Origin of the sequence: Mycobacterium aquaticum, assembly GCF_002086485.1 — a bacterium.
GTDB lineage: Bacteria > Actinomycetota > Actinomycetes > Mycobacteriales > Mycobacteriaceae > Mycobacterium > Mycobacterium aquaticum.
In genome coordinates, this window is the sequence record NZ_MVHF01000045.1 from 17008 (window position 1) to 40238 (window position 23231).

The following is a 23231-nucleotide window of genomic DNA, read 5'->3' on the forward strand; positions in this document are numbered from 1 at the left end:
ACGCGCCGAGTTCGACACAGATGCCGCTGCGCAGGCGCGAACGCGACGTTTTCGTCGAATTCGCGCGGCTGGGCACTCAGTGGGCACTCAGTGCAAGCGGAAGATGACCGCCCGCTGCACGACGAAGTTGATGACGGTCGCCGTGCCCTGGGCGATGACGAAGGCCACCACCACCGCGACCGGCGTGTAGTTCAGCAGATGCAGGAAGAGGTGGTTGAGGCCGACCTGGACGACGAAGGTGACCAGGTAGAGCACCCACACCGCGATCAACCGGGCCGTGCTCGGCGGTGCCTGGAACGTCCAGCGGCGGTTGAGCAGGTAGGCGGTGGTGGTGCCTGCGACGAAGCTGATCGCCTTGGCGATGTCGGGCGGCAGCCCGATGGCCTTGTAGAGCAGCACGTAGAGGCCGAAGTCGACAACCGCGGAGATTCCGCCGGTGACGATGAACCGGAACACCTGGGTTCGCAGGCTCAGGCGCGGGTTCGCGGGTGCGGTGTCCACCCCGGCAGCTTAGCGAGCGCTCCTAGCGCAACACCTCGGCGAGCACCGCCCGCAGCGCCTCGACGGCCGGGCCGAATGCATGCTCGGCGGGCGCGCCGAAGCCGACGATGATGCCGTCCGGATCGGGGATCTGCGGGCCTGCCTCCGGATGACGCATGATCGAGAGCCCCTGCAGCTGGATGCCTGCCTCCCCGCACCGGCGCAGCACCTCGGGTTCCGCGCCGTCAGGAAGGGTGAGGGTGACGTTGACGCCCGCGGCCAGGCCACGGATACCGACGTCGAAACCGTCCAGCGCGGCGACCAGGGCGTCGCGCCGGCGCCGGTACCGGTTGCGCATGCGTCGGATGTGCCGGTCGTAGCCGCCGGTGGCGATGAAGTCGGCCAGGGTCAGGGCGCTGATGACATCGACGTGGTACTGCTGCCCGCCTGCCGCGTCGATCACCGGGTCGATCAAGGCCTCGGGCAACACCATCCAACCCAGGCGCAGGGTCTGCGCCATGCTCTTGCTCGTCGAGCCCAGATAGGCGACCCGTTCAGGGTCCAGCGCCTGCAACGCGCCGACCGGTTGGCGGTCGTACCGGAACTCGCCGTCGTAGTCGTCGTCGAGCACGTAGCCGTCGGTGCGCTGCGCCCATGTCACGGCGGCGCTGCGCCGTTTGGGATGCAGGGCCATGCCAAACGGATTGTGGTGGGCCGGGGTCAGCAATACCGCTGGGGTGTCGAGCGCGTCCAGGTCGTCGATGACGGCGCCGTCGTCGTCCAGCCCGATCGGCACGGTCGGCACTCCCGTCGCGGTGATCGCGTCGCGAAAGATGAAGAGGCCGTGGGCTTCCACCGCGATGGGGCGCCCGGATCGGAAGGCCCGCGCGAGCAGCTCGACGCCGTCGCGGACCCCGGCGCAGATCACGATGGATTCCGGCGTGGTCCGCACGCCCCGGACCCGCCCCAGATATTCGGTGAGCGCCTCCCGTAACGCGAGCGGACCGCGTGGATCACCCATCCGCAACGCGGCCACCGGCGCGTCGGTGAGTGCGCGCCGAGCCGATGCCAGCCATGCGCTGCGCGGAAACTCCGAAAGGTCGGGCGAGCCGGGCATCAGGTTGTGCCGTGGCGTGACGGGGATGCGGCGCGGCCGCGGGGCCCGCCCGGGTGTGCTGGCCCGGGCCACCCAGGTGCCCGCGCCCTGACGCGAGGCCAGCCAACCTTCGGCGACAAGCTCGGCGTAGGCCTCGGCGACGGTGTTGCGCGCCAGCCCGAGGTCGCCGGCCAGGGCGCGGGATGGGGGCAGTGGCGCGCCGGTGGCGAGCCGGCCCGAGCGGATGCCGTCGCGCAGAGCGTTGATCAGCTGCTCACGGGCGGTGCGACTACCCGGTTCGATGACGGCCCGCAGGTCCAGGTGAAGGTCTCGACTACCCGAATTGGCCCGCGAAATCACTATCAGATTGAACCATCTGGACGGGTCTTTCGCCGTTAGCGTTGGAGACATGACACAGACACTCGAACCCGCCCACACCACCGGACGCGTCAAGATCTACAAGGCCTCACCCGAGCTGTACGACGCGATGATGACGCTGTCGAATGCCTCGAAGAAGGACGTCGACCCGACCATCGCCGAGCTGATCAAGATCCGCGCCTCACAGCTCAACCGGTGCGCCTTCTGCCTTGACATGCACGTGCACGACGCGCGCAAGCAGGGCGAGACCGAGCAGCGCCTGGCGTTGGTCGCGGCCTGGGAAGAGGCAGGCGACCTGTTCACCGAGCAGGAGCAGGCAGCCCTCGCGCTGACCGAGGCCATCACCGATCTGAGCCACGGACCGGTCTCCGATGCGGTCTACGCCCGGGCCGCCGCAGCATTCACCGAACGTGAACTCGGACAGGTGATTTCGATGGCCGTCACCATCAACGCGTGGAACCGGATCAATGCCGCGGTGAAGATGCCGCCTCCGCGGCGCTGATCCATCGACGGCGGACTTGGTCGAAACCGGACGGCTGACGGCGCCGTCAGTCATCATCGCGATATGTCACTGGGAGCCAGGTCCGTTGCGGTGTTCGCCGTGGCCGGTACCGCCTTTGTCGGTGCCGGCGTCGGCGCGCCGGTCGCCGCCGCCCACGGAGCCGACGCTGTCATCGCCGATCTGCAGGCCGAGGGGTACAACGTCAACATCAACTGGGTGAACGGGGCCAATCAGCAGCTGTCGGATTGCACCGTGGTGAGGGTCAACAATCCTTCGTCCAGTCCGGAACCGCTGCCAGGCGACACCGTCTATGTCGACGTCACCTGTCCGAACGGACTGTACTAGCGCCCGTTCGGACTTCAACATCGCTTAGTTGAACGTCATGTCGCCGAGCTGAACCGGGAACGTTTCGAGCTTCTTGGGCCCGGACTTGTCACCCGTGGTCGACGGGCTGGCCGTCTGCATCGTCATGTCCTTGCCCGACGTGAAGGTGTCCTGGATGCCCACCGGGGCGACCGGCTCGTTCATTCCCTTGTGCCCGTGGCTTGCGTGGGGGCTGGCCGGGCGGCTCGGAAACACCAGGTGCGCCGTGGGATGAGCCTCGTCGCCGGTGATCTCCGGGCTGTCCGGCTCCCAGCTGTTGCGTGCGGAGTTCCGGCTGTTCGACGAGGCCGGTCCGGAGTTCGTGTGTGCTGCTGGTGCCGCGGCAGCCAAGCCGCTGCCGAGGCCGAGGGCCGCCAGGCCGAGGACGCCTGCCATGGCGCCAGAGGCGGTGAGTTTCTTGACGGTGCTGATGGTGCTCATGAATTCCCTTTCCTTTCAGGTGTTTTGCCGGCTTGCTGACCGGCTTGAAGGCAAAGTTATGGCCCTCACGAACACCCCGGCATCGGGTGAAAAATGCGTCTATGGCGTGACCGAATGGTGCAAATGGTGTAGGCGGGCTCTCCCGCACCTGCGTTTGCTGCAGGCACGGCTCATGGCGAACCGTCAGAGCAGGCTCGGTGGTGGGGCGTAATAGCCGGCCGAGTAGCTTTCCGCCATCTGGCGTAGCTGCTCGGCCATCTCACGATCCTGTCGCGCGAACTGGCGGTGGCGAGCGGCGTGCTCCCGGTTGTCCCTCCGACCGGCAGGACCGCAATGTCGAGCTGCTTCGTCGTACGTCGTCGCGCATCGCTCGTGACTGTCCGCGGATTTCTCCACGGTGTCGGCTGCGGAGCGCTGAGCCGCCTGCGCGGCTCGCGATGCCTGCGCGGCTCGTTTCCCGGCGCAAAACGCTTGTTCGATCGCCCGCGTCAGCGGGTCGTCGTCCTCCCAGCCACTTTCTGAGTACGCCATCGACGTGTCCTTCTCCTCAACCTGGATGCGTACCCGGGAATTCGCCCGGCAAACCGCAATGAACCGGAAGTCGGAAAAGGACATTGCCGATGTGCTGCGCGGCGCCTGCGGTCGGCGACGACAGTCGCTAGGGTTTGGGCATGGCGCCCGAGCATCCGGTGTCGGTCCTCGGTGTAGACGAAAGCTGGCGACTGCTGGCCAGTGTGGCGCTCGGTCGCCTCGTCACCACGATCGGCACCAGAATCGAGATCTTCCCGGTCAACTACGTCGTGCAGCGGCGCACCGTGCTGTTCCGCACCGCGGAGGGCACCAAGCTGATCACTTCCATCCTCAGCGATCGCGTGCTCTTCGAAGCCGACGACCACAACCTGATGAACGGCTGGAGCGTGATTGTGCGCGGCACCGCCGAGCTGTTGGAGACGCCCGAGGACATCGCCGCAGCCGAGCGAGCACAGCTGCTGCCCTGGACCGCCACCGTGAAACGTCGCTACGTGCGGATCACGCCGAGCGAGATCTCCGGGCGTTATTTCGAATTCGGCACTCAGCCGGACTGACCGGCGGCTACACCCAGTACGGCACGCGGGCTCGGTACTGGCGCATGGCAATTGCCGCGAAACCCCAGCCGACCGCTGTGAGCACCAGCACCACCACCCAGTGGCGCACTTCCTGGTCGGCGCCAAGCAGCGGGGCCCGCACGATGTCGAGATAGTGCAGCAGCGGGTTCAATTCGACGATCTTGGCCCATGATCCGGCGCCCTGCTGCCGCAGCGTCGACTCGTTCCAGATGATCGGTGTCATGAAGAACAGCAACTGCACCACCGATGCCAGCAGCGGTCCGATGTCGCGATAGCGCGTGGCCAGGATGCCGAAACACAGTGACACCCAGACACAGTTGAGCACTATCAGACCCAGTGCGGGGATGACTGCCAGATCAATCCACTTCCATGGCTTGGGATAGATGATCGCGATCACCACGAAGATGACGATGTTGTGGGCGAACAGGATCATCTGCCGCCACACCAGCCGGTAGACGTGCACCGACAGCGGGGTCGGAAGCTGTTTGATCAGACCCTCATTGGCGATGAACACCTCTGAGCCTTCGAGGATGGACGCGTTGATCAGGTTCCAGATGATCAGCCCCAGCGTGACGTAGGGCAGGTGCTCCTCAAGCGGCAGCTTGAACAGTTTCGAGTACAGCAGGCCCATCGCCACCGCGGTGGTGCCGGTGGCGATCGTGATCCAGAACGGGCCCAGCACGCTACGGCGGTAGCGCTGCTTGATGTCCTGCCAACCCAGGTGCAGCCACAGCTCCCGCTTGCCGAACCCTTCGGTCAGATCTCGCCAGGCCCGGGTCATCGTCCTTGACTGTGAGGCCGCGTCAGTGAAGGTCATTGTCCGGTCCTTCCGAATTTCTCGCGTCTGCCCAAGCGCCGCAGGCGGATCCATTCACGCAGGCCTGCGGGATCGCGGCGGGACACCAGAAAGTACCAGCCGAACCTCACCCATTCCTGTGGGAGCAGTTTGCGCAGCCCCGGCTGGGCGAGCAGATAGCCGCGGTTGCGGTAGGTGAAAAAACGCTTGGTCTCGTCGTCGGGATACTGGGTGTGCATCCGGCCGCCGAGGATCGGTTTGAACTCCTCGGTGCCGCAGGGGTGCAAATAGCTTGCCGTCAAACAGGTTCCGAACGGCAATCCGGAACGCACCAGCCTGCGGTGCAGTTCCACCTCGTCGCCGCGGACGAACAGCCGCAGATCCGGGACGCCGACGGCCTCCACGGTGGCGGCCCGGAACAGGGCACCGTTGAACAGCGACGCGATACCCGGCAGCAGATCCCCGGAGACGGACGAGTCTTCGCTCTGCAGCTCCGAGACTAGCCTGCGCCACACCAAGCCGCGGCGCAGCGGGAAGGCCAGCCGCCGGGGATCGTCGAGGTTGCACACCATCGGGGACACCTCGGCAAGGCAGTGCTGCTCGGCGCAGGCCAGCAGCGTGGCCAACACCGTGGCGTCGGCGGGGCGGCCGTCGTCGTCGGCCAGCCAGATCCAATCGGACCCCAGTGCCAGCGCATGCAGCATGCCGAGCGCGAAACCGCCTGCGCCACCGAGGTTCCGGCGGGAGCCGAGGTAGGTTGACGGCACCGGCTGCCCGCTCACCAGCTCGCGCACGGCGGGGTCGTCGTCGTTGTCGACGACGATCAGATGGTCCGGACGACGCTCCTGCGTCACCACCGCGTCCAGCGACTTGGCCAGCAGTTCGCGTCGCCGGTGGGTGACGATCACCGCCGTCACCATCTCAGGTGGTGCCACGCGCGGATTCCTCCAACACCTCACGCACCGTGCGCGCGGCATCCTCGCCCTCGTAGGCGCGGACCACCTCTTCGATACCACCGGTCATCTTGATGGTGCCGTGGTCGATCCACATCGCGGTCTTGCACAACCGGGCCAGGAACTCGTTGGAATGGCTTGCGAACACCAGGATTCCGGAACGCTCGACCAGGCTCTGCAGCCGCGACTGGGCCTTCTTCAAGAAGTCCGCGTCGACCGCGCCGATGCCCTCGTCGAGCAGCAGGATCTCCGGGTCGATGCTCGTGACCACACCCATCGCCAGCCTGACCCGCATACCCGTCGAGTACGTGCGCAACGGCATCGACAGGTATTCACCCAGCTCGGTGAACTCGGCGATCTCGTCGACCTTGGCCAGCATCTGCTTGCGGGTCTGCCCCAGGAACAGGCCGCGGATGATGATGTTCTCGTAGCCGGAGATCTCCGGGTCCATGCCGACGCCCAGGTCGAAGACCGGTGCCACGCGGCCACGGACCGTGGCCGAACCCCGGGTGGGCTCGTAGATGCCCGAAAGCAGGCGCAGCAGGGTCGATTTCCCGGCGCCGTTGTGGCCGACCAGGCCCACCCGGTCGCCCATCTCCAGCGACATGGTGATGTCCCGCAGCGCCTCGATGACGACGACGTTGGACTGGTTGCGACCGATGGCACCGCCGGCCTTACCGAGGAACGCCTTCTTCAGCGACCGCGTCTTCGCGTCGAAGATGGGGAACTCGACCCAGGCGTCGCGCGTGGAAATGTGTGGATCAGACAACAGCGCAACCTAGAGATACTGTCCGGTGCCCGGGTGTGCCGCCCCGCCGCGCGGTCCGCCCGGTCCGGCCATGCCCGGGGGCAGTGCACCCTGGCGCATCTGTTCGAGCTGCGCGCGGGCGGCCATCTGCTGGGCGAACAGTGCGGTCTGGATGCCGTGGAAGAGTCCCTCCAGCCAGCCGACCAGCTGGGCCTGCGCGATGCGCAGCTCGGCGTCCGACGGAATCGAGTCCTCGGTGAACGGCAGCGTCAGCCGCTCCAGTTCCTCACGCAGCTCAGGGGCCAGTCCATCCTCGAGCTCCCGGATGCTGGTCCGGTGGATGTCGCGCAGCCGGTTGCGGCTGGCGTCGTCCAGCGGAGCGGCGCGCACCTCCTCGAGCAGCTGCTTGATCATCGTGCCGATGCGCATCACCTTGGCCGGCTGCTCGACGAGGTCGGTCAGCGATTTGCCGTCGGCTTCGGCGTCCGCGTCCTGATCGACGTCGCCGGGCAGGATCTCGATGTTGTCGTCATCGGGGTTGATGCTCATGACCTTCCCGTCGTCTGTTGGTCTCCGCGCCAGCGGTAGATGCGGTCTTTGCCGTCGTCGTAGATCTTCTCCCACGACTTCGACTTGTCTAGCGACACTAGCCCGTCGGGCATGGTGAACCCGCGCACCACCGGTGTGCTGGTCAGTACGTACTTGATGTTGAGGGCCTTGACGGCCTCGGCAACCCGCGGATCGGTGTCAGCATCATCGGCGTATGCCCAGAAAATGAACCGGTTATACCCAGGGCCCTGCTGCACCGGGTAGTCGTAGTGGGTCCACAGCGGGTGCAGCCCGGCGATCGCGTACATCCAGGCGCTGCCGTCGGTATTGGCGTCGCCGATCACCGTGCTGTGCGCATCGGGCAGGCCGGCCAGATACGCGAATGCGCGTAGTTTGTGGTCGGCGACCATCACCGAGTCGTACTTGTCGCCGAACAGGAACCGGTGTCGCGGGAAGTAGTGCCAGGCCAGTCCGACCGTGGTGGCGACCAGCACGACGCCTGCGGTGGCCCGGATCACTGTCTGCCGCTGGGTGACGCGGGCCAGCAGCATCGTCAGGCCCACTACCAGGGTGCACAACCCGATGGCCGCCATCGGTGCGTACAGCATGGTGACCACCGCGGAGAGTCGACGCGGATCGCTGTAGAACAGGTCGCTGAACTTGCCGGTGACGGCCCCGATCGGGCCGCCGAACGGCGCGCCGGAATGCACGATCGCCACCATCATCAGGGCCCAGACCGCCAACGGCCACCAGATCTTCTTGATCAGCATGACCAGCCCGCCGATGGCGGCGAGCGCGATCAGCATGTTCTGGATCGGGAAGTCGTTGAGATGACGCGTGTGCTGCACCACTGCGGCGAACAGCGAGCGCTTGCGGCCCAGATGGTTGACGAATGCGTGCCCGGCGATGATATCGGCCTGGTCGGCCACGCTGAGGAACTGCGGCAGCATGATCAGCAAGGCAGGTATGCCCACCACGAGCAGCGTCCCGGCATCGGACACCCGTCCCCGCACCGGATTGCGTAGGCATTCCAACAGCCACCACGCTGCCACCAGCAGCGCGGTGACGACACCGCCGGTGATGTGCACCGAGAACACCCCGACGAGGGCCAGGATCGCCAGCGGTATGCGGTCTCGGTGCCGCAGCGCGGAGGTGACGAGTACGAACGCAGGCACAGCGAGTCCGTAGGCCACCAGGTTCGGTACGGCCGCCACCTCGAACTCGACGTAGGGCACCGCCGTGAAGGATGCCGACAGTGCGGCTGCCGTCGCGGCGACGATGGCCGTGCGCGTCGGGCAGGTGAGCGGACGCACCATCTTCCAGGCCAGCATCGCGGCGCTGAGCGGGAACAGCCACACCGATGCCGCCACCGTGCCGACCGTGTACGCGGTGGTCGCCGCGGCCCCGGTGATCTGGCTGTACACCGCGGCCAGCGCGTGAAACGCCGACGGGTAGTACAGGAGGGCGTGGGTCTCCACGTTGCGCAGCTCACCCATGTGGGTGGGGGAGGCCTGCCCGGTGTCGAGGATGAACCGCACGGTGTTGGCGTGCCACACGGAGTCCCACGTGCTGGGGGCGGACTGCCAGTGGACCAGCCCGGCCGCGGCCGCCCACATGATCAGCAGAGCGCCGAGCACAACGCCGGCCGCCGCGATCAGAACCGGCCCCCGTGACGGTGTCAGCTGTTCGGCGTCGCGGTCCCGATACCGCCCCAGCAGTCTGTGCAACCCCGCCGCAACCGCGGTCGTGAGGGCCACAGCAAACAGTGCCGACCAGCCGTTCCAGGGCACGCCAATGGCGCCGAACGGGACGATGAACAGCGCAACGATGCCGTAGGTCAAGGCCGGGCCTATCGCCACGGCCGCCGGCAGGGTGAGGCCACCCGCACGTGCGGTCAGCGCCCCGGGTATCACTAGCAACAACAGTGCGATTAGCACTCCGAACCCGAAGCCCACTGGACTAGTATGGCTGCCCAGGGCGACCTGGTCCGGCGCGGCCTATCCGGCGGAAACACGCGGTCGGGCGCTCACCCCGATCGTCTCAGCTTGTGTTGTTTGCGAACGCTCTAAGGTGGCTGGCATGGCATACGACGTCGCCCGGGTGCGTGGTCTGCATCCGTCGTTGGGCGATGGGTGGGTGCACTTCGATACCCAGAACGGCATGTTGGTTCCGGACGCGGTCGCGACGACCGTCTCGACCGCGTTCCGTGGCTCCATGCCCACAGCGGTCGGACCCCACCCTTCGGCTCGCCGCAGCGCGGCCGTTCTCATCGCGGCCCGCCAAGCGGTCGCAGATCTGGTCAACGGCGACCCCCGCGGTGTGGTGCTCGGCCCCGACCGGTCACACCTGCTGACCGCCCTTGCCGAGGCATCGTCGGCCCGGGTCGGCCTGGGTTACGAGGTGGTGGTGACACGCCTCGACGACGAGGCGAACATCGCGCCGTGGCTGCGGGCCGCGAATCGTTATGGCGCCAAGGTCAAGTGGGCCGAGGTCGACATCGAGACCGGCGAGCTGCCGTCCTGGCAGTGGGAGGGGCTCATCGACAAGCCCACCCGACTGGTGGCCATCGCATCGGCATCGTCGACCCTGGGCACCATCACCGACCTGGGGGAAGTGACCAAACTGACCCACGAGGTCGGCGGGCTCGTCGTGGTCGACCACACGGCCGCCGCGCCGTACCGGCTGTTCGATCTCGACGAGACCGACGCCGACGTGGTCGCGCTCAACGCCGTCGAATGGGGTGGTCCGCCGATCGGCGCCCTGGTCTTCCGCGACCCGTCCATCATCGATTCGTTCGGTTCGGTGTCGCTGAACCCGTACGCGACCGGGCCGGAGCGCCTCGAGATGGGCGTGCATCAGTACGGTCTGCTGGCCGGAGTGGTCGCGAGCATCGAGTACCTGTCCAACCTCGACGAGGCCGCGATGGGTACCCGGCGCGAAAGACTCGCCGTGTCAATGCAATCCGCATCGTCGTACTTGAGCCGGCTGTTCGACTACCTGCTGTCGTCGCTGCGTTCGCTGCCCTTGGTGATGGTGATCGGCAGGCCCGAGGCCCACATTCCCGTATTGAGTTTCGCGGTGCGCGACGTGCCCGCCGAGCGGGTGGTGCAGCGGCTGGCCGACAACGGCATCCTGGCTGTCTCCAACGTGAACTCACGCGTGCTCGACGTCATCGGCGTCAACGACATCGGTGGCGCGGTGACCGTGGGGCTCTCGCACTACTCGACCATCGCCGAAGTCGACCAGCTGGTGCGGGCCCTGGCCTCGCTGGGTTAGTTGGTGCTCCTCGCGTCCGCAGGCTGATTTGGTGCTCCTCGCCTACACCCGCAACAGCACTTTCCCAGCTACTTCGCCGGAAGCCAGCAGCTGATGGGCCCGCTGGGCCTGCTGGATCGGGAGTTCGGCGCCGATGATCGGGCGCACCCGCCCGTCGGCGACCATCGGCCACACGTTGTCCACGACCGCCGCCACGATCTCGGCCTTACCGCCCGGACCGTCGACCGGCCGTGGCCGCAGTGATGTTCCGATCACACCGGCCCGCTTGGAGATCAGCTTGCCGATGTTCAGCTCGCCCTTGACGCCTCCTTGCATGCCGATGATGGCCATCCGTCCGCCGACGGCCAGGGCGTCGACGTTGCGGTCCAGGTAGGCCGCTCCCATGATGTCGAGGATCACGTCGGCGCCGCCTTCGGCCTGCACGACTGCCACGAAATCCTCGTCGCGGTAGTTGATCGTGATGTCGGCTCCGAGGCTGCGGCACAGGGCCAGCTTCTCGGCTGATCCGGCGGTCACTGCGACCCTGGCGCCGAGCGCATGGGCGACCTGGATGGCGTGGGTTCCGATGCCGCTGGCGCCCCCGTGCAGCAGGACGAGATGTCCCGCGGCCAAACCTGCCGTATTTACCAGGTTCGACCACACCGTGCACGCCACCTCGGGGAGGGCGGCAGCCTCGTCGAGGGTGGTGCCGTCGGGCACAGGCATCACTTGTGCGGCGGGCACCGCGACGTATTCGGCGTACCCGCCGCCCGCCAACAGGGCACACACAGGCTGGTCAACGGCCCACTCGGAGACGCCTTCGCCGAGGGCTGCGATGACGCCGGAGACCTCCAGTCCGATGATGCTGCTGGCGCCCGGCGGGGGCGGGTACTTACCCGCGGCTTGCAGCAAGTCCGCGCGATTGACGCCGGCGACACGGACGCGGATCAAAACCTCACCTTTGCCGGGACTGATGTCAGCGACGTTTTCCCAGGTCAGCGAGCCGTCTGCGGCGGCGGAAATTGCATGCATTTCTTGAACGCTACAACCCTTGGATTTCGGGCACCCAGCAATACTGACGTCCCTTACGATTGCGCCCATGTCAGGCATGATTGCCGGGCGCACGGCGGGTGATATGCCGGGCCTGGATATTGCCGAGCAGAGATCGTGGCAGCACTATCTCGACTCGGCCTTGCGGTTGTACGCGACTCTGAACCGGTCGCTCGTCGACGAGCATCACCTCACGCTCAACGATGTCCGGCTTCTCGACATGCTCGATAAGTCCGCCACCGGCTCGGCACGGATGGGGGACCTGGCGGAGCGCCTCATGTCCCTGCCCAGCCGGGTCACGCGGCAGATCCGTCGATTGGAGGTGCAGAACCTCGTCACGCGGTGTGCCAGCCCCGACGACGGCCGCGGCGTGGTCGCGACCATCACCGACGACGGTCGGATGGCGGTCCGGGGTGCGATGGTCACCTACGGGCAGTGCGTCCGTGCGCACTTCCTGGGCAGGCTGTCCCGGCCCCAGATCGCCGCGATGGGCGAGAACTGCCGCCGGATCAGTGTCGCCCTGCAGTCCGGAGCGCCGCCCGCCAAGCTGGGCCGCGTGTAGACCGTTTACGCTTGTCGGCGGTGGCGTGGCAGAGCGGCCTAATGCACTCGCCTTGAAAGCGAGAGTGGGTTAATCCCCACCGGGGGTTCAAATCCCTCCGCCACCGCAGGTCAGAGGTGGTTTCGGCGTCAAGCCAGGCGCCGACCACCCTCGAAACCTGCCACAGTTTGCCACTATCGCTCGGGGAATGATCCTGAGCTGTGGCGGCGTGTCGTCCCCATCGACTGGGCCTTAACCGGTTCTCGCGATGGGATTTCACACATGGCACGGCTCCCCCGTTACATCACGCGCATCGAGGGCAAGCGCGGTCCCACCTACGAGGCGCGCATCAACGCGACTCTGCCCGGCGGCAAGCGGTTGCAGAACCGCAAGCGGTTCACAACGGTCGACGAGGCGAAGGACTGGCACGCGGCCACCACTGCTGAGCTGGCCGCTGGAACCTTCACTGCACCCAGCGACATCACGGTGCGCGAAGCGGTGGAGCAGTGGCTCGCCGCCAAGAGCGCGCGTGTGAAGCCCACGACGGCTGACGCCTACACCGCCGCGTTGGCCCCGGTGGTCGACCGCTACGGGAACGCGAAGGCGCAGGCGATCACGAAGCTCGATGTCGAGACGTTAATCACTGAGCTGCGAACAGGTTCCACGGATCGCGGCGCCTGGAAACGTACGAGTATCAATCCCATGCTTGCGCGGTGGCGCACCGTGTGGGCCGACCTTCACGCGCAAGGGATCCTGGCGCGCAACGTCGTGGCGCTCGTCGAACCTCTGCGGAAGCCGAGCGGCGAACTGGACATGAAGATCGACGACTCGCTCAGCGAAGCCGAGGTGGAACAGCTCGTCGCCGCGCACGCCGAAGGCGCCGACGAGTACGCCCGCCGCAGAGAACTCTTTGTGCATCTGGCATTGCTCGGACTCAGGCGGGCGGAACTTGCCGGGATGCGCTGGAGCGCCGCCGATCTCGGCGCAGAGGTGCCCACGATCTCCGTGCGCGCGACTCGCGTCGCGACCGCGGCCGGCATCGTCAGCCAGGACGATGCCAAGACGATCAGCTCGCGCCGTACGTTGCCGATCCCGCCACATCTCATCCCGATCCTGCGCCGAATCCGGCATGAGCAGGTGCACGCGAAGGTCCGGTTGGGGAAGCGGTGGGAGGGCGGCGACGACTGGCACATCATGTGCCACGACTTCGGCAAGGCACTCTCGCCGCGCACGTTAAACGCTTGGTGGAACAAGGGTCTGAGCGATGCGGGACTGACGCACCGTCGCCTCCATGCAAGCAGGCACACAGCCGCGAGCCTCCTCGCGCTGCGGGGCTGCCCCGTGCCGATGATCGCTGCCTGGCTCGGCCACGCTGACGGCGGCGTGCTGGCGATGCGGGTCTACGTTCACACCCCCGGCGCGGTCTTGACCGGACCAGCCGCGCTGCTGAGTCAGGGGGCGGCGAAGTGACCGGCCGCGCCGCACCCGCTGTCGCTCAAGGGGTTACGGCACCCTCCACGTCATGAGCAACTACGACGACCTCGCATCCACCGAAGCCTTCCTCGCCGGCCGCGACACCGCCCGCGCCTACCGTCGCGAAGGCGTCGTCTGCACCCGCGACAGCGGGCCCAGCGTATGCCCGCGCGGCATGCACGCCAACGACACCGCAGCCTGGGTGCGCGGCTGGCGGTCGGCGTGGACGTGAGCAACAACGAGTTCACTGCCGGCTACCTCGCAGGAGCTGAGCGCCGCACCTCCACCGACGAGGACCGCGACGCCGATGGTGACTGGAGCCCGGGCGATGGCTACCTGCGCTGCCCCATCGCGCATGCCGAGCCGACGCCCGACTGCGACTGGTGCGCGGGCTTCGCAGCCGCCTGGGAGTAACGTCCGAACACGGAACAGCCCCAGCACCTCGACGAAGTGCTGGGGCTGTTCTCGTTGGGGTGCGGCGGTTACCGCGGAACCTCCGACGCCGGGATGGGGCCAACACTCACCCAGCCGTCGGGCATCGTGCACTGCAGCGTTTCCGCCCACTTGGACTGCGGGATGTCGATCAGACGATCCGCGGGCAGCAGCCCGCCGCGGTACGGTCCGTCGCCCGAGAACCCGACAACTTGGCCGGTGCTCTGCAGCACCCACGTCATGCAGGTGCGGCCCTGACCGTTGTGCGCGAGGAAGATATAGGGCTGGCGCTTCTGGATCGCCCAGCTCAGGTAGTGCCGCGTGTCGGGCGGTGCAGCGGCGAGCAGGGCAGCCGGATCGGGCACCGCCTCGGCGGGCTTCGACGGAGCGGCGAAGACCTGCGCACGTCCCTTCTCCTCACCGTGCGCGACGCCCTGCTGGTGCAGCGAGTACCCACCGACGCCGAGCACAGCCAGCAGGGCGGCTGCGACGAAACGGCGGTGACGCTTCGTGCGGGTGGGAGTCTCGTCGTTCGCGGTCATCGCGCACCTCCCTCGGCGCGGCAGCCGTACGCCCTCATCGTCTCGCTCAGCTGGGCACCGCCGATCGGCACCACGCCGGTCTCGTTGAGGAACCAGAGCTTCCCGGTGGGCATCAGCACCGCGCTGTGGCACGCGGTGACGCCTGCGCTTGGCACGGCGAACATGAACGGGTGCCCCTGCTTCATCGCCCGCTGCGCCGCGTCCAGATCCACCTCGTTGCTGATCCATGCGAGGTCCGGGACGCCCTCGGGGCGGGACACCGCCGGTGCCGATGGCGCGGAGGTGCGCACCTGCTCTCCGCCGTGGCGGGCTTCCCAGCTGGACCAGCCGAACCCGCGATCTCCGCAACCGTAGAGCTCGCGCCGCGGGCTCAGCGCCATACCCGCGACCGGCGCGGTGTCGGGGCGGTTCAGGATCCAGATGTCGCCGCTCGGCGTCCGCATGTAGGTGAAGCACGCCGCACTCCCACCGCCTGCTTCACGCTCGGGAAAGACGAACGGTGCGCCGGACGCGGCCGCATCGCGGGCGCCGACGGTGTCCACCCACGTGGGCAGGTCTTCGAGGCCGATCTGCTGTGGAGCGAGGGCGGGAGCGGCGACGGTCGGGCTGCTCGGGGCCGCAGACTGCGGTGCCGGGGCGGGCGAGCAACCCGCCAGGGCGACGGTGGCCACCGCGTTCGCGGCGGCGACGGTGATCGGGATCTTCTTCATGGTTGGGGTGTCCTTTCTGGTGGGGTGGGCACTCCGCGTAGTCGGTTGGAGGGCGGGGTCTGTGGGTTAGGCCGTGACGCTGGCTCGGTCGGGGTCGTCGGCGTCGGCGACCGCCTCGCGCGCGGCGAGGAGCTTCGCGACAGTGCGCTTGTTGGCGACCTTCGCGTTCGCGATCACGTTCTGCGACTGGCCGGCGTCCCGGCGGGCGAACACCTCCGCGACGCGCTCGACCGGTAGCTCGACACCGCCGGCCTGCACCACCGCCTCAGCCTGCGCGGTGTGCACCGGCTGCACCGGCGGTGCACCGTCGTTGGACTGCACCGCCACTTCGGCCTGCGGGGTGTGCACCGGCTGCACCGGAGTAGTGGGCTTTCTCCGGCGCACGCTCACCGGTGCATCAGTGCGGTGCACCGCCACGAGGCGGGGACGCTCCGGGGACTGCACCGGATCGGTCTCGGGCTCCGGGTGCACTGCCTGCTCCGCGGTCTGCACCGGCTCATCGTCGCTGGTCACAGCCGGTGCAGCCCAGTGCACCGGCGGCTCCGGTGCACTCTGGTCGCGCTGATGCACCGGCTGCTCCACGTCGCCGGCGGGCTCCTCGGTGGAGTGCACCGCGGTGTCGGGCTCCCGGTGCACCGTGGCCTGCTCCGGCCGGTGCACCGGCTTGTGGTGCAGCTGTAGGGCCGCGTCATACACCGCAGCCTCGGCGCGGTGCGTGGCCACGGCGAGTGCGGAGGCCACCGCGATCACGGCGTCGATCACCAGTGGCAGCAGAGCCGCGATGAGCGGCGGGCAGTGCAACAGCTGAACCGCGAGGTCGCGCAGCGTCACGAACGACGCGACGAAGGCCATCGCGGCGATCGCCACAGCTCCGGCGACGCCGGACCAATACATGGCACCTCGGCCCTTACCGGCGTGCGCGGTGAGGCCATGAGTGATCAGCACCAGGCCGAGCGGAGGCACCGCAGCCAGGGCGGCGGCGGCCCAGCGGTGGTCCGCGTCGACCAGCAGGACGTGGCCAGTGTTGCCGGCGACGCTGATCGCCACGAAGGTCACCAGCACGGTGCGCCAGTAGGTGGTGTCGCTCATCTGTCTGTTCCTCCTCGGAACGGGTGGTGCGGGGTCAGGCGTTGCGGGCGGCCTTGGCCGCCGCGATGCGCCGCTCGATGGTCAGCCGGTTGATGCTCAGCGCGTTCGCGAGTCCGGCCACCGAGGCGCCGGCCTCGTGCAGCCGCAGGATGAGGAGGTCCTCCGCAGCACGGATCGCATCTGCACCGCGGCGCATGGTCGCGTAGGCGTCGAGTGCGGCCTGTGGGTCGGCGGGCACCTCGGCGAGGGCCACCACGGAGTTGGCGGCCGCAGCGGCCACCTCCCGGGCGGCGGCGGGCAGAGCGGCGACGGCCTCGGCTGCGCGTACGGGGTCAGCGGGGGTGAAGCGGGCCATGGTGCGGTTCCTCTCGGTTTCGGTCAGCGGGAGCCGGCGCGGCGTGTTGTCGATACGCTGCATATGCGCCTACAGCCACTATGCACCCGAAACACCTTGAGCGCCAACAAGATGCGTTCTCTAAAGCAGAGACAATGCAGGTCAGGATGGGTGCGCCTCAGAAAATTGATAGGCAGACGGCGTGTTCCTATCACCTTGAGCGGCAACGCAATACGCTGTGTATCGCGATACGCAGCGTATTGCCAACGGGTTTGGGTACGGCTGGATTCCGTGGCGCCCCCTGTAGCGTCTCTTGTAGCGAAACCGATCCACCGGCCAGGGGGTGGCCCTGTGATCGGCGAAAGTGGCCGGATGATCGGCAGGCACTGGCCCGCTGATCGAATCAGGGTGGCCGGATGATCGATAGCCGAAGAATTCCGTGGTAGAAGCGAAAAACGGGCTCCCGCGCCGGATTTGGCGTGAGAGCCCGTCCTCGTCAGCTGGCGTCGGTGGGAGTGTCTGTAGACCACCTCAGTCAGCTACGCGGTACCCGTGCGGGGCGGCCGCATCCCTCTCCACGACGTGCCCGCGCAGCGCGGCGAGAGTCTTGGGCACGCGGCGGGTGAGAGTCGCCGTGCCGATCCCCGTCACGCTACGCACCTCCGCCGCGGTCTTACCGGCCAGCATGGTCGCGCCGGCGAGCTCGACCACGAGCGCATCGATCTCGGCTGCGAGCGCATGCGCTCGCGTCACCGCCTCCCGAGCGGCCGCCGGATCAGTCCCGGCGGCGTCCTGCAGTTCCTGCGCGATGTCGCGGCCCTTGTCGCTGATCTGGCGCAGGAGCCGGACCGAGATGGTGCTCGCGGCGAGGCGGCCCTGCGGGGTGGTGTCACGCGACCGCATCGCGCACCTCCCCGATCGGCTTCCGGATCGGCGGATCGCCCTTCGGCACCAGCGGCGCGAACTCGGTGAGCGTGCGCATCTCCTGCTGAAGACGCGTGCGGCTGATGCCCAGGCCCCGGCACACCGCGCCACCGGGCTCTCCCGCCGCGATCAGCACCTGCGCCAGCTGGCGTTCGGTGGATCGGATGTCCTTCCGCCGCTGCTTCTCGCGCCAGGTGGCGATCGCGGCGAGGGTGCGGTCGGGGTCGGCGGTGCCGTGATCGATAACGGCGTGCAGGTCCTTCAGGGCCTCCGCGTAGAGACCGGACAGATGTGGAAGGGCTCGTGGCAGCTGCGCGGCGGCGGCCAGCTTCTGTGCGTCGGTGGGTTCGGTGAACATCAGACTCCTGCCTTCGCCTCGGTTCGCGGCATGTACGCACCGTGACGAGCCACGTGTCCCGACCGTGACGAGACATGTACCGCCCGTGACCAAACGCGTGTCCCGACCGTGACGAGAGGCATGTCCGCATCGTGACGAGCGGTTCCCGCCGACATGAATCGACTGGTCAGAGCGCTGCACCCGGTCATGCGTTGATCCAGGTGCCGTCGTCGAGCTTGGTCATGGGCTTTCCACGGCCCTGAGCGCGGGTACCGGCCAGATTGTCGGAGAGGGTGGTGGGCCGAACACCGATCGCCCGCGCGGTGGTCGTCACGGCCGCCCCGCCCAGCACCGCGACGCCGAGCACCTTGTACTCGAGCCGGCGGATGCGGTCCGCCTCGCCGCGCAGGGTGGCGATCGCGTCCACCAACTCAGCGGGGGTCGGCGGGTCCGACCGCTGGGTGAGCTCGTACAGCGGCAGCTGCGCCTCGCCAAGCGCTTCGCTCAGCTCGGCGACGAGGGCCGGGGCCAGCTCGGCTGCGGCCTGGAGGTTGGCGGGGGTTGGGCTGGCCTTGAGGTGCATGTCGTACTTAGCCATGTGGAGTCTCCTTCTGTTGGGTTCAGTTGACGGGTGCGTGTGCGGCACGCAGTGGCTTCGATCCCGGCGCGTACGACTTACCGATCGGGTCGTACATCGCAGAGGCTGGATCAGGACGGCCGTCGGGTCCGTCGAGGTGCAGCACCGGCAGGTCATCGGAGCTGGGTTCGCTGGTCGGGGTCCAGTCCTGCCAGCTGCCGTCTCCGCCGGGATCGGATCCTGTGGGGAAGCGCCACGCGAATCTGCGCAGACGCGGTGTGCTGGCGAGCGCGGCGGTGAACGTGTCCGCATCGGCTCCGGCGTTGAAGAAGCCTTGGAACAGCTGGATCTCTCCCGTCTCGGTGTCGGCCATGATCCCGCGGCCCTTCATGGACTTGGTGAGCTGAGCGCCGAGCACCTTCACCTGCTCCCGTGGCTCGCCGGCGGCGAACAGCGCCTGACGGTTGATCTCGCTGGGCGGCCCGAGCACCACCAGCGTCTGCGTGTTGCTCTTCCAGCGGCCGGCGAACGCCGACGCGTAGGCGTACTGCCCAGCGGTGAGGATGAAGCACTTCTGCTCCCGGGCTTGCGACGCGATCCAGGACAGGTTCGCGATCGTCTGCTCGGCTGCCTTGCGCGCCTCCTTGTCGCTGCCCGACATCTGGTCGTCCAGCCATGCTGGCGCTTCGTCGAAGACGAGCAGCAGCGGCGTGGGCAGGTATTCGATCCCGTCCTGCTGCAGCCGCGCCGCGAGCGCCTTCCGCCGCTCGAACTCGTCGCGCACGTATCTCACCGCGCGATGCAGAGTCGCCTCACTGCCGGAGGAGTAGTGAACGACTCCGGGCAAGTTCTGCATCGCGATCCGCCGAAGGTCCTTGCCGTTCTTCGCATCGACCAGCAGCACCTCCGCGCCCTGCAGCACGGCGGCCTGCACCAGTTGAGACAGCAGCACCGTCTTTCCCATGCCGGTACCGCCGAAGATGCCCATGTGCGGTGCGACGGACTGCTGGACGAGAATCGGGCTACCGTCGGCGCGGACACCGAGCGGGATCACGAAGTCACCCGCTGCGGCGTGCCGCTCAGCGGGGGTGCGGGGACGGACGAACAGGCCGGGGCGCATCGGATTCTGCTTCGGGAACTCGTTCACGATCTTCTTCGTGTTCAGGTGCAGGACCGGGTGGACGCCCTTCGCGGTGACGGTGAGCTCGGGCGCGTTGAGTACCTGCCGAAGTCCCGGCTCGGCGCGGCGCACCTGATCGAGAACCATCCCCGGCGGAAGGCTCAGCTGGCAGGTGCCGCCGCGATCGTCCTCACCCCAAGCGCTGATCGTCGGGGTCTGTGGGTTGCCGGTGTCGGGGTTCTTCTGCACAACACCGGCGAGCGCGAAGAGCCTCTTCTGCTCGGCTCGGCTGGAGTTGAATTCAGCCGCGCGCGCCCCGTGCGACCGCCACGGACCGACGCCGTCGATACCGACGCGGTAGAGCAGAACGGTCTCGTCGTGGCCGCGCCCCACGGAGAATTCGCCGAGGTTTCCGCGGCGGTGCAGCATCTCGGCGAGCTGGCTGCCGACGCGGAGACGGTTGTCCTCGTCGACGCCGGTGTGGAACGTCAGCACCGCCTTCACGTCACCGTCGCGGGTGCGCACATCGACGGCGGCCACCTTGCCCAGCGGGGGCGTCAGCATCCGTCGCACACCGTCCGCGACCCAGGCCGCACCGGTGAGTCGCGGCTCGGCGGTGTCGGCCTTCACCTGCGCCGGTATCGGCTGTGCAGCCTCGATCTCGGGGAGCATCGCGATGTACCGATCGACGGCTGCCTGCAGCGCACGCTCCTGTGCTTCGGCGTTGGCAGCGGCCACCTGAGCCTCCGCTGCGTCGTCGGCGGGGTCGGCATCGGTGACGACGTGAAGCCGCGGCGGCACCTGCTCCCCGGTCTCGCGCGGAGGTTCGGCCTGAGCCCTTGCGCGCGCTGCCGCAGCTGCGGCCAGCGGATTCGTCACGGTGATCAGCTCCAAGGATCGTCGGGGTCGACCTGTGCGGCGGCCGGCTGTGTGGGGGCGGGCAGGGGCTGCGCGGGAGCGGGAGCCTGCTGCTGGGGCGACCGCTGCTCCATCGACAGGCGCGTCACGAACCAGTCCTTGGCGGGGTTGCGCTCGAACGGGGAGGCGGTCGCCACCCGGGCGGTGCGCTCAAGATGCCGGAGCACACGGTTGAGTTGCTGCTCACCGATGGTGTAGTCGCGGGTGTTGACGCTGATCTCCACATCCCCGTCCCTAACGGGGTCGACCCTCACCACCGCGGCCGCGGGCGTGAACTCACCCGTCTCAGGATCGGTCTCGCCCACCCCAGCAAGCTGACACGCCTGGAACCACGCACTGCGGATCGGGGCGTCATCACCGCTACGGGTCACTGCCTGCGCGAAAGCCGTGCCGGGCTCCCGCGGGACGACCGCACCGAACGCCGCGTAGCGGCGCAAGTCGGCGTTTTTCATCGGCGGGCGCTCGGGCATCACGGCAGGTGGAGGCGGCGGAGGCGCGAGCCCGATCTCGTGCGGGTCATAGACGCTGCGGTCAGGAACCATCGCGGCGGCATCGGCGTGTGCCTTGGCCACCTGCTCGGCGTGCCACTCCTCTGCGATGCGGCGGCCGCGGGCGAGGGCGGCGGATTCGCGGGCGGTCTGTTTCTTCTCCTCTTCGGCCTTCGCCCTCCGGACCTTGGCGATCACGACCCAGGCGATCAGGCCGGCGATCACTAGTACAACGAGACCGGCATGCTCCGAGAGCCAGCCGCCGATGCCGCCACCGCCGGATCGGCCCTGGGTCCGCTCGTACATAGGCGAGCCAGGCTCCGCGAACGCAGGGGTCCGCTGCAGTGCGATCCTGCCGCCGTGGTCACTGCGCCGCCACTGTTCGCAGAGCCCCGGGTTGTAGTTCGCCGAATCCGCATAGCAGAGCATGGGGTCGGCGTTGGCGGGAGCAGCGGTGAGGGTCGTGAGTGCGAGGGCCGCCATTCCGGCGGCGACGCTCGACAGTTTGCTGATTCGCTTCATGTCGACGTTGTACCACTCCTAATGCACCGTTCACAAGGTGCGACGCGACGTTGCCTATCGAATCAACTTCCTCACGGTTTAGGTAATTCTCTGAAATAGAGAATTGAAATGGCGTTGACGCTGTCTATACAGGTAGACGGCGCACTACAAACGTACTGGCGCCCATTCTCTGAAATGGAGAATAGGTCAGCTGTCGAGATAGAGGATGGGCGGCGACTCCTTGTGGACGGTTCATCAGGTGGGTACGCTCGGAGTAGCCACTTAGTGGATCTAAAAACATTGCTACATCATCCGTAGTGAGGTTTCGAGATAGGAGTCATGGATGACAGACGAGACGGAACCGTCGGTGCCTTGGACCGCGACGGTGCCTGCCTGTGCAGTACCCGATGTCCACCGGGTGGTGGCGGATGGCGCACCACAACTCGAAGGTGACCGGTGATGACCAGCCTCACGACCGCCGCCTACGAGGTGGCCCATGCGCTCCGCCCCGGATCAACGGCCGCACAGGTATACGCGGCCGCTTACGCAGATGCCCGCTGGCAGTGGATCAGCGCCGGTTCCCCTGACGACGAACTGCCCGCGTATCTGGCGGATCTCATCGCACCTGATCCTCTGGCGCGTACCGCGTCGGCCGAGCTGGGAACCGGCGGCACCGCCGACATCATCTGGGCGGTGAACGCGCGGTGGGCGGGATTGCAGGAGGCCGCCGAACGGGACGAGCCGTTGGAGCAGTGGGCGCGGAGGGTGACAGCGTCCGGTCAGGTCGCCGGAACGCCGGAGCAGGTGATCGACGCGTTGGATCTCTACGCCGACGGCGTCTCGGATATGGGCATCGCAGCGGAGACAGGGCTGAGCGTGGTGGCGGTCGCGTGGGTGACGGGAGAGTCGCGATGACCGGCGAGTACACGGGGCCGGCCCAGCACCCGCACCGCAGCTGGTGGCAGCGCATCAGGGACTGGTGGCTGGTACGGAAGCTGAACCGCTGATCCGACGAGCGGGGCTGTGCCGCGTACACGGTGACGCGGGGCGGCCGGTCCGCCGGACCAGAACAAGGAGAGAGCAATGTCTGATCCCAACGAGAACCAGCCCACTGTGTCCGTGCCCGATGGCAGCGGCCCGGTCACGGAGGAAGAGCGCCGCATGTGGGCCGACGCGGCCACCGCCAACGGCGGGACCGAGGACAGCTAGCTGAACCGCACCGTGCCCCTGCCCGACGTTGGGTGGGGGCACGGTGCGGTGTGAGACGCGTATTCGGGTCGGAGGCAACCGAGTCGTGATACAGGTTTGGGATGCCCCTGCAACTCATCGATCTCCGACCCGGGAACGCCGCCGGCCGCTGGTGGACGCCGCCGTTCGACCAGGCCGTGGAATACGAGCACCCGCACTGGTGGAACCGTCAGCTGGGCGATGACCCGTGGCTCGTGCAGGTCTTGGCGGGCGGGGCCGAGGTAGCACGCGTCGAACTCGACGACCCCGGTGGCATCAACCCGGAGTAAACGAATGTCCC

Annotated in this window: 30 protein-coding genes and 1 tRNA gene; 12 read left to right on the forward strand and 19 right to left on the reverse strand. The window is 67.7% G+C overall.

The window, feature by feature from the left end:
- Nucleotides 1–87: 87 nt before the first annotated feature.
- Both BST13_RS30315 and pdxR read right to left on the reverse strand, forming a co-directional pair.
- A complete protein-coding gene (locus BST13_RS30315; protein ID WP_029370862.1) occupies nt 88–501 on the reverse strand; it encodes a GtrA family protein in 414 nt (137 codons plus the stop codon).
- A 22-nt stretch (nt 502–523) separates the two neighbouring features.
- A complete protein-coding gene (pdxR, locus tag BST13_RS30320) occupies nt 524–1936 on the reverse strand; it encodes a MocR-like pyridoxine biosynthesis transcription factor PdxR (protein WP_083168790.1) in 1413 nt (470 codons plus the stop codon).
- 49 nt (nt 1937–1985) lie between these two features.
- Here pdxR and BST13_RS30325 point away from each other — a divergent pair, with 49 nt between their 5' ends.
- Both BST13_RS30325 and BST13_RS30330 read left to right on the forward strand, forming a co-directional pair.
- A complete protein-coding gene (locus BST13_RS30325) occupies nt 1986–2456 on the forward strand; it encodes a carboxymuconolactone decarboxylase family protein (RefSeq protein ID WP_029370864.1) in 471 nt (156 codons plus the stop codon).
- Nucleotides 2457–2519: 63 nt separating this feature from the next.
- On the forward strand, nt 2520–2801 hold the full coding sequence (locus tag BST13_RS30330; protein ID WP_083168792.1) for a hypothetical protein: 282 nt from the start codon (nt 2520–2522) through the stop codon (nt 2799–2801).
- 24 nt (nt 2802–2825) lie between these two features.
- On the opposite strand, the gene BST13_RS30335 is transcribed toward BST13_RS30330, so the two are convergent.
- Together BST13_RS30335 and BST13_RS30340 are read right to left on the reverse strand one after the other, a co-directional pair.
- Complete coding sequence (locus BST13_RS30335) at nt 2826–3260, reverse strand: hypothetical protein (RefSeq protein WP_083168793.1); 435 nt, start codon at nt 3258–3260, stop codon at nt 2826–2828.
- A 183-nt stretch (nt 3261–3443) separates the two neighbouring features.
- A complete protein-coding gene (locus BST13_RS30340) occupies nt 3444–3791 on the reverse strand; it encodes a hypothetical protein (protein WP_142282870.1) in 348 nt (115 codons plus the stop codon).
- 140 nt (nt 3792–3931) lie between these two features.
- Between BST13_RS30340 and BST13_RS30345 the strand changes: the two genes are divergently transcribed.
- The gene (locus tag BST13_RS30345; protein WP_083168796.1) at nt 3932–4345 is read left to right on the forward strand and encodes a pyridoxamine 5'-phosphate oxidase family protein; all 414 of its coding nucleotides are present in this window, start codon (nt 3932–3934) and stop codon (nt 4343–4345) included.
- Nucleotides 4346–4352: 7 nt separating this feature from the next.
- Here the strand turns inward: BST13_RS30345 and wzm are convergent, their stop codons facing one another.
- From wzm to BST13_RS30370, 5 genes are read right to left on the reverse strand one after another with little or no spacing between them, the layout of a single operon-like run.
- Nucleotides 4353–5183 (reverse strand): galactan export ABC transporter permease subunit Wzm/RfbD, encoded by an 831-nt coding sequence (gene wzm / locus BST13_RS30350; protein WP_083168798.1) that lies wholly within the window; start codon nt 5181–5183, stop codon nt 4353–4355.
- Nucleotides 5180–6082 carry a galactofuranosyltransferase GlfT1 gene (gene glfT1, locus BST13_RS30355; protein WP_170064359.1) on the reverse strand — a complete coding sequence of 301 codons (903 nt, stop codon included), beginning with the start codon at nt 6080–6082 and terminating at the stop codon, nt 5180–5182. The genes wzm and glfT1 overlap by 4 nt, the downstream gene beginning before the upstream one ends.
- A gap of 1 nt (nt 6083) precedes the next feature.
- Complete coding sequence (gene wzt, locus BST13_RS30360) at nt 6084–6884, reverse strand: galactan export ABC transporter ATP-binding subunit Wzt/RfbE (protein ID WP_083168801.1); 801 nt, start codon at nt 6882–6884, stop codon at nt 6084–6086.
- Between the two features lie 9 nt (nt 6885–6893).
- Nucleotides 6894–7412, reverse strand: a complete 519-nt coding sequence (locus BST13_RS30365; protein WP_083168802.1) for a bacterial proteasome activator family protein — start codon at nt 7410–7412, stop codon at nt 6894–6896.
- Nucleotides 7409–9367 (reverse strand): DUF6541 family protein, encoded by a 1959-nt coding sequence (locus tag BST13_RS30370; RefSeq protein WP_083168804.1) that lies wholly within the window; start codon nt 9365–9367, stop codon nt 7409–7411. The genes BST13_RS30365 and BST13_RS30370 overlap by 4 nt, the downstream gene beginning before the upstream one ends.
- A 124-nt stretch (nt 9368–9491) precedes the next feature.
- Here BST13_RS30370 and BST13_RS30375 point away from each other — a divergent pair, with 124 nt between their 5' ends.
- A complete protein-coding gene (locus BST13_RS30375) occupies nt 9492–10688 on the forward strand; it encodes a cysteine desulfurase-like protein (RefSeq protein WP_083168805.1) in 1197 nt (398 codons plus the stop codon).
- 42 nt (nt 10689–10730) lie between these two features.
- Here BST13_RS30375 and BST13_RS30380 read toward each other — a convergent pair whose 3' ends face one another.
- The gene (locus BST13_RS30380; protein WP_083168807.1) at nt 10731–11699 is read right to left on the reverse strand and encodes an NAD(P)H-quinone oxidoreductase; all 969 of its coding nucleotides are present in this window, start codon (nt 11697–11699) and stop codon (nt 10731–10733) included.
- A 67-nt stretch (nt 11700–11766) separates the two neighbouring features.
- Here BST13_RS30380 and BST13_RS30385 point away from each other — a divergent pair, with 67 nt between their 5' ends.
- The 5 genes from BST13_RS30385 to BST13_RS30405 all read left to right on the forward strand — a co-directional run bounded on the left by BST13_RS30385 (nt 11767) and on the right by BST13_RS30405 (nt 14145).
- The gene (locus BST13_RS30385; RefSeq protein WP_029370875.1) at nt 11767–12279 is read left to right on the forward strand and encodes a MarR family winged helix-turn-helix transcriptional regulator; all 513 of its coding nucleotides are present in this window, start codon (nt 11767–11769) and stop codon (nt 12277–12279) included.
- A 19-nt stretch (nt 12280–12298) separates the two neighbouring features.
- Nucleotides 12299–12385: transfer RNA gene (locus tag BST13_RS30390), tRNA-Ser, on the forward strand.
- A 155-nt stretch (nt 12386–12540) separates the two neighbouring features.
- Nucleotides 12541–13728, forward strand: a complete 1188-nt coding sequence (locus BST13_RS30395; protein WP_083168808.1) for a site-specific integrase — start codon at nt 12541–12543, stop codon at nt 13726–13728.
- A 52-nt stretch (nt 13729–13780) separates the two neighbouring features.
- A complete protein-coding gene (locus tag BST13_RS30400; RefSeq protein ID WP_083168810.1) occupies nt 13781–13963 on the forward strand; it encodes a hypothetical protein in 183 nt (60 codons plus the stop codon).
- Nucleotides 13960–14145, forward strand: coding sequence for a hypothetical protein (locus BST13_RS30405; RefSeq protein WP_142282871.1), 186 nt, complete (start codon nt 13960–13962; stop codon nt 14143–14145). The genes BST13_RS30400 and BST13_RS30405 overlap by 4 nt, the downstream gene beginning before the upstream one ends.
- A 68-nt stretch (nt 14146–14213) precedes the next feature.
- Here the strand turns inward: BST13_RS30405 and BST13_RS30410 are convergent, their stop codons facing one another.
- The 9 genes from BST13_RS30410 to BST13_RS30450 form a co-directional block, all read right to left on the reverse strand.
- Entirely contained in the window at nt 14214–14705 is a 492-nt protein-coding gene (locus BST13_RS30410) for a hypothetical protein (RefSeq protein ID WP_083168813.1), read from the reverse strand.
- On the reverse strand, nt 14702–15415 hold the full coding sequence (locus tag BST13_RS30415) for a hypothetical protein (RefSeq protein WP_083168814.1): 714 nt from the start codon (nt 15413–15415) through the stop codon (nt 14702–14704). Before BST13_RS30415 ends, BST13_RS30410 begins: the two co-directional genes overlap by 4 nt.
- A 66-nt stretch (nt 15416–15481) precedes the next feature.
- The gene (locus BST13_RS30420; protein WP_083168816.1) at nt 15482–16504 is read right to left on the reverse strand and encodes a DUF2637 domain-containing protein; all 1023 of its coding nucleotides are present in this window, start codon (nt 16502–16504) and stop codon (nt 15482–15484) included.
- 34 nt (nt 16505–16538) lie between these two features.
- Nucleotides 16539–16922 (reverse strand): hypothetical protein, encoded by a 384-nt coding sequence (locus BST13_RS30425; RefSeq protein WP_083168817.1) that lies wholly within the window; start codon nt 16920–16922, stop codon nt 16539–16541.
- 447 nt (nt 16923–17369) lie between these two features.
- Entirely contained in the window at nt 17370–17741 is a 372-nt protein-coding gene (locus tag BST13_RS30430; RefSeq protein ID WP_083168819.1) for a hypothetical protein, read from the reverse strand.
- A complete protein-coding gene (locus BST13_RS30435) occupies nt 17728–18120 on the reverse strand; it encodes a hypothetical protein (protein ID WP_083168820.1) in 393 nt (130 codons plus the stop codon). The genes BST13_RS30430 and BST13_RS30435 overlap by 14 nt, the downstream gene beginning before the upstream one ends.
- 184 nt (nt 18121–18304) lie before the next feature.
- On the reverse strand, nt 18305–18697 hold the full coding sequence (locus BST13_RS30440; protein ID WP_083168822.1) for a hypothetical protein: 393 nt from the start codon (nt 18695–18697) through the stop codon (nt 18305–18307).
- A 22-nt stretch (nt 18698–18719) separates the two neighbouring features.
- Nucleotides 18720–20675: an FtsK/SpoIIIE domain-containing protein gene (locus BST13_RS30445; protein ID WP_142282872.1), complete on the reverse strand. Its 1956-nt coding sequence runs from the start codon at nt 20673–20675 to the stop codon at nt 18720–18722.
- A gap of 5 nt (nt 20676–20680) precedes the next feature.
- Nucleotides 20681–21724: a hypothetical protein gene (locus BST13_RS30450; RefSeq protein ID WP_083168825.1), complete on the reverse strand. Its 1044-nt coding sequence runs from the start codon at nt 21722–21724 to the stop codon at nt 20681–20683.
- Between the two features lie 438 nt (nt 21725–22162).
- Here BST13_RS30450 and BST13_RS30455 point away from each other — a divergent pair, with 438 nt between their 5' ends.
- The 3 genes from BST13_RS30455 (at nt 22163) to BST13_RS39910 (ending at nt 23220) form a co-directional block, all read left to right on the forward strand.
- The gene (locus tag BST13_RS30455; protein WP_083168826.1) at nt 22163–22618 is read left to right on the forward strand and encodes a hypothetical protein; all 456 of its coding nucleotides are present in this window, start codon (nt 22163–22165) and stop codon (nt 22616–22618) included.
- Nucleotides 22619–22786: 168 nt separating this feature from the next.
- Nucleotides 22787–22912 carry a hypothetical protein gene (locus BST13_RS40230; protein ID WP_281254774.1) on the forward strand — a complete coding sequence of 42 codons (126 nt, stop codon included), beginning with the start codon at nt 22787–22789 and terminating at the stop codon, nt 22910–22912.
- Nucleotides 22913–23013: 101 nt separating this feature from the next.
- Complete coding sequence (locus BST13_RS39910; RefSeq protein ID WP_245839864.1) at nt 23014–23220, forward strand: hypothetical protein; 207 nt, start codon at nt 23014–23016, stop codon at nt 23218–23220.
- Nucleotides 23221–23231 lie beyond the last annotated feature (11 nt).